This is a genomic window from Shewanella sp. 0m-8, from assembly GCF_052977265.1.
This window is the reverse complement of the sequence record NZ_JBRIMB010000091.1, coordinates 1-4,282: the sequence shown is the minus strand read 5'-3', so window position 1 is coordinate 4,282 and position 4,282 is coordinate 1. Positions and strand designations below refer to the sequence as shown.

The following is a 4,282-nucleotide window of genomic DNA, read 5'->3' as shown; positions in this document are numbered from 1 at the left end:
TATTATTGAGTTTGAAGACAGACTTGTGAAACATATTAACTAAAACTGCAGTTACACAGAATCTGTTACACCCTCCTCAGCGACGTCAAACCCTCTATTTAACGTATTTGGTGCTGTATGACTAACATCGCCTCCGCCAAAACTTGGATTGCGCTTATAGCCACGTACAGCCTTAATATCAGCTGTTCTCATGATCCGATATACACGATTTTTGCCAACGGCCTCACCATCATCTTTAAGGTCTAAAGTGATATTTCGGTAGCCATACACACAACCACTTTCTAGCCAATACTGTTTAATTTTACCTAGTAATCGCTTATCTTCAGTAGCTCTGCGACTAAGAGGCTCCTTAAGCCAGGCATAGAAACCGCTGCGGTGAACGCCAAGTATTTCGCATAGGATTTTTACTGGGTAGTGCTTGAGCCTAGACTTTATGAACGTGTACTTTTCTTTGACTCGCTTGCAAAGTACACGGCGGCCTCCTTTAGGATATTTCGCTCTTCGGTTACGCGGCGAAGCTCAGCCTTGAGTTTACGTATTTCGTCTTGTTGATTATCAATGGTTATGTGTTGCTTTTCTGGCTTATCAAACTTATTAATCCAGTTGTGCAAACTTTTGGATGTGACGCCTAATCTATCAGCAACATCTGCGATTTTATAACCACGCTCAGTGACTTGTTTAACAGCTTCTATTTTGAACTCATCTGGATATCGTTTTCCGCGCATGTAACACCTCATATTTTTAATTAAGTATAACTCTATGAAGTGTCTACTGTTCTAGGGGCTTACCACATTTTCAGTATTATAAATAATCTCACTCATTGTTTTACTCGTTAACAGATCCATGGGGCGGCACATAATAATGGAAAAAAAGATCTTTCAAGTATCATTTTTGATGAAAATGAAATTCATTGCTTTGGAATAGAGTTGCTTTGTAAGTCGTTGATTTCTATTTGGTTGGCTGTTTTTTGTCTAAGTGCTTGAATTGTAAAGATTGTTTTGTTGGGTTGGGAGGTCGTGGAGTGATTTTTTTAGGCTCGTAATTATGAAAGATAAAGTATTACTGGAGGATGTAGGCGAATAACGGCAGAAGAGTTAATTTTTCACATTATTGACTAATGAATTTGAAGTTCATGTTATTGCAAAGTGTTGGTACTGGATAATTTAGCGGAATTCTGGCAGGGTAATTTGTGAGCTAACAAGCGAACAGGATTACCACGATTATTCAGCATGACCTAAGTCTTGTTCTTCGTTTTTTACTTGCACTCGAGCTGTACTACCTTTTAACTCTTCCCTTATTGAGGTTATAGTATGAATATATAGCTTGTGCTACTATAGTAGCAATTATTGCTTCATTTAAAACTATATTGTCACTATAGTAGCAGGTTTTTATGCTTAATCTCTATACCGCTTTTGATGTTCAAATGGAGTTACGCGACTTTATAAGTCAATCTCGAAAACTAAAGAAGTTATCCGTTGAGGAGTTATCAACTCGCTCCGGGGTGCCCTATGGTACGATTAGAAAGTTTGAAAGCACCGGTAATATTTCACTGAGGCAGTTTTTGATGCTCTATGAAGCTATTGGTGATTTGAACAAAGTCCGTGCCTTAATAAAACCATCTAGTGCCCAGCCCACCAGCATTGAAGAGGTGCTAAAAAATGCTTAATACTCCGTTAAGAGTAAACAGAACCTTCTCCGACGGATCTAAAGCGCTTGTTGGTTCGCTGGCTGAAAATAGAACTGGCACCTACTTTCAGTTTGACGAGCGGTATTTAGCTCTACATTCAGCTTCAATTGCTCCCTTTAATATCAAAGCTGATCTAACCCTGCAAAAAGCCCCCAAGCAACCCCATTACGGTATTCATGGTGTGTTCGGTGACAGTCTTCCTGATGGGTGGGGCTTACACCTTATGGATCGCGTTTTCAGGCAAAATGGTCACAATCCACAACTTATCACTGCATTACAACGGTTAGCTTATATTGGTGACCAATGCCTTGGCGCATTGTCCTATGAACCTGAGATAGAGCTACTTGAGTCTGATTCTAGGGATGTTGAGCTAATAACATTAGGGCAAGAGGCGGTTAAAGAGTTTGAGGGCACAGAATCGAGATTGATTGAGCAACTTATGAATGCGGCTGGTTCCGGTGGTGCTCGCCCTAAACTCAATATCACTAAAACCAGTGATGGCCAGTTTTCGACACACGAAAATGCCATTGGTGAAAAACTGATTGTGAAATTGACCTCTGAAAAATTCGACTTAAAACATTCAGAGAGCTTGGTGGAATACGCCTATATGCAGATGGCCTGTGATCTGGGCATTGATACTCCTAAATTTGAATTGATTGAAGCAGGTGGGGGAAGAATGTGGCTACAGCAAACTAGGTTTGATTGTACTCCTAAAGGCAAGCGCCACATGATCTCTGCTTGCGGTTTACTGGACGCTCCCTTTAGGGAGCCATCATTAGATTATGTCGATTTGGTTAAGGCCACTCGAATGCTTTGTGGTGTAGAAGAGGCGAGAAAGCTGGTTAAACGCGCTTTGTTCAACTTTATTACCGTTAACCAAGATGATCACTCTAAAAACTTTGCCTTTTTAGCTGACGATGATGATCAGTGGCAACTATCTCCGTTTTACGACATTGTTTACAGCCCTTCACCATACAAAGAGCATATGACATCTTTTAATGGCAATGGCAGGTCACCAAAGCACGCACTCAATATACTGGCTGGACATGCAGGCTACTCAAGTGATAAACCATTACGAGAGATGTTAGAAGAGATCTATGAACAGACCAGAAGTTTTGCTCAAGAAGCAAAAAATCTAGGGATCCCTAATCAATTACTGACGAGTATTGATAACCATATGACAGAAAAGTGGAATAGTCTTCGATAGCATTAATTTTGGTGTAATAAGCTAGATCTCAGTACCACTATATTTAGGAGAGTATATGCAAAATATTGATTGTAATGAGCCAAGAGTTGTTCGAATTGGCTTGAAAACAGTATTGGATATCCTAGCAAAGTGGAATTGCAGCCAGCAGCAAATTCAAGCCTTACTTAAATTGCCTGAAAATTTTGATGCTTTGAGTTTTGAAGAGATGAGCTTTAGTGACGAGCAAGTTGAAAGAGTTAGCTATATTTTGAATATACATGCTGGTTTGCGCGTAGCATTTACTAATCAAAAAAACATCTACGGCTTTATGAGCATGGTTAATCATGCTTCGCCCTTTAATGGGATGCAGCCAATTGATTTCATTTGTAATGGTGATCGTCAATGCTTGCAACGCCTTCAAGCGTATATTGATGGGCTTATTAATGCGTAATCGGTTATCGTCTGGAGAGCAGTAACTTGCTTACGTCAAATCTAGGAGTTTGCTTCGATGAACTGTGGTGAGTATAATTTAAGCGAACTAATAAGAAGGGGCTTATGATGAGTGATAGCTATGAAGAGCTTAAGGCTGAAAAAGCGGCCCGCCAACTTCGGTACGTTGAAAAGATTATTGAGAACAAATTCCCTGCCAATGCAAGTCGTTCTTCTAGGGCTGGCTCTAATCGAAAAAGTAAGGCTCCTCTCCTAGCCTTGCCGCCAAAGTTTGATATCACATAATCTAGTCACTAAAACAGAAGGGAGCCTGTTAGGGAAGCCTCAACGGAGACACGACTCAGTTGCGGGTCAAACCCAATACATGACAATAAACCATCGCAATCCTCCTCATTTTGCATGTGCCTATCAAAGGTACAAGTGCTACTTCTGGAAGTATTCGCAGCTTAGAGCAAAAACATCTTGTTAAACAGAAAATCAAGTTAGAAATAGCAAATATTCCAGCATACACCAAGGAGCCTTTGCCTCTAGGTAGGAACTATGATTTTTTGCCGGATGGTTATTCATCAACACTGGTCTTCACCGAAAGCCTTGATGAAGTGATGGCTGATAAGATCATCTCCTTGCCAGCAACAAAGAAGTACATAAGGCACCGAGATCTGTGGGATCTAGTGTTCTTACATCGAAAGGGGGCAAGGCCCAATCTTGATTTGGTTAACAAGAAAATCGAAGACTACAAGATTGAGGGCTTCCTTGAAATGCTAGATAGCCGGATTGACTCTCTTAAAGAGATTGTTTATGGCGATGCTTTCTCGGAAGAAATGAAGCGGTTTTTGGCTCAGGAGGTTTTTGACTCTACCTTAGCTACGGATAAATTCAAAGCTTATACCAAACTGGAAAATTAACTGGTCACACTTGCCCAATCCCTAGAACACAATTTTGTCACTCGCTCTGAACTC

5 protein-coding genes and 1 pseudogene are annotated in these 4,282 nt (G+C 40.6%); 5 read left to right on the top strand and 1 reads right to left on the bottom strand.

Going from position 1 to position 4,282, the window contains the following annotated elements; translation table 11 throughout:
- Positions 1-75 precede the first annotated feature (75 nt).
- A pseudogene (locus tag ACVBIO_RS21360) lies at positions 76-725 on the bottom strand (IS3 family transposase); the annotation flags it as partial.
- Between the two features lie 665 nt (positions 726-1,390).
- Between ACVBIO_RS21360 and ACVBIO_RS21355 the strand changes: the two are divergent.
- The 5 genes from ACVBIO_RS21355 (at position 1,391) to ACVBIO_RS21335 (ending at position 4,228) form a co-directional block, all read left to right on the top strand.
- Positions 1,391-1,666 carry a transcriptional regulator gene (locus ACVBIO_RS21355; protein ID WP_447173404.1) on the top strand — a complete coding sequence of 92 codons (276 nt, stop codon included), beginning with the start codon at positions 1,391-1,393 and terminating at the stop codon, positions 1,664-1,666.
- Positions 1,659-2,894: a type II toxin-antitoxin system HipA family toxin gene (locus tag ACVBIO_RS21350; RefSeq protein WP_447173403.1), complete on the top strand. Its 1,236-nt coding sequence runs from the start codon at positions 1,659-1,661 to the stop codon at positions 2,892-2,894. The genes ACVBIO_RS21355 and ACVBIO_RS21350 overlap by 8 nt, the downstream gene beginning before the upstream one ends.
- A gap of 55 nt (positions 2,895-2,949) precedes the next feature.
- The gene (locus tag ACVBIO_RS21345) at positions 2,950-3,324 is read left to right on the top strand and encodes a hypothetical protein (RefSeq protein WP_447173402.1); all 375 of its coding nucleotides are present in this window, start codon (positions 2,950-2,952) and stop codon (positions 3,322-3,324) included.
- A gap of 107 nt (positions 3,325-3,431) precedes the next feature.
- Positions 3,432-3,608 (top strand): hypothetical protein, encoded by a 177-nt coding sequence (locus ACVBIO_RS21340; protein WP_447173401.1) that lies wholly within the window; start codon positions 3,432-3,434, stop codon positions 3,606-3,608.
- Between the two features lie 116 nt (positions 3,609-3,724).
- Entirely contained in the window at positions 3,725-4,228 is a 504-nt protein-coding gene (locus tag ACVBIO_RS21335; protein WP_447173405.1) for a nucleotidyl transferase AbiEii/AbiGii toxin family protein, read from the top strand.
- Positions 4,229-4,282 lie beyond the last annotated feature (54 nt).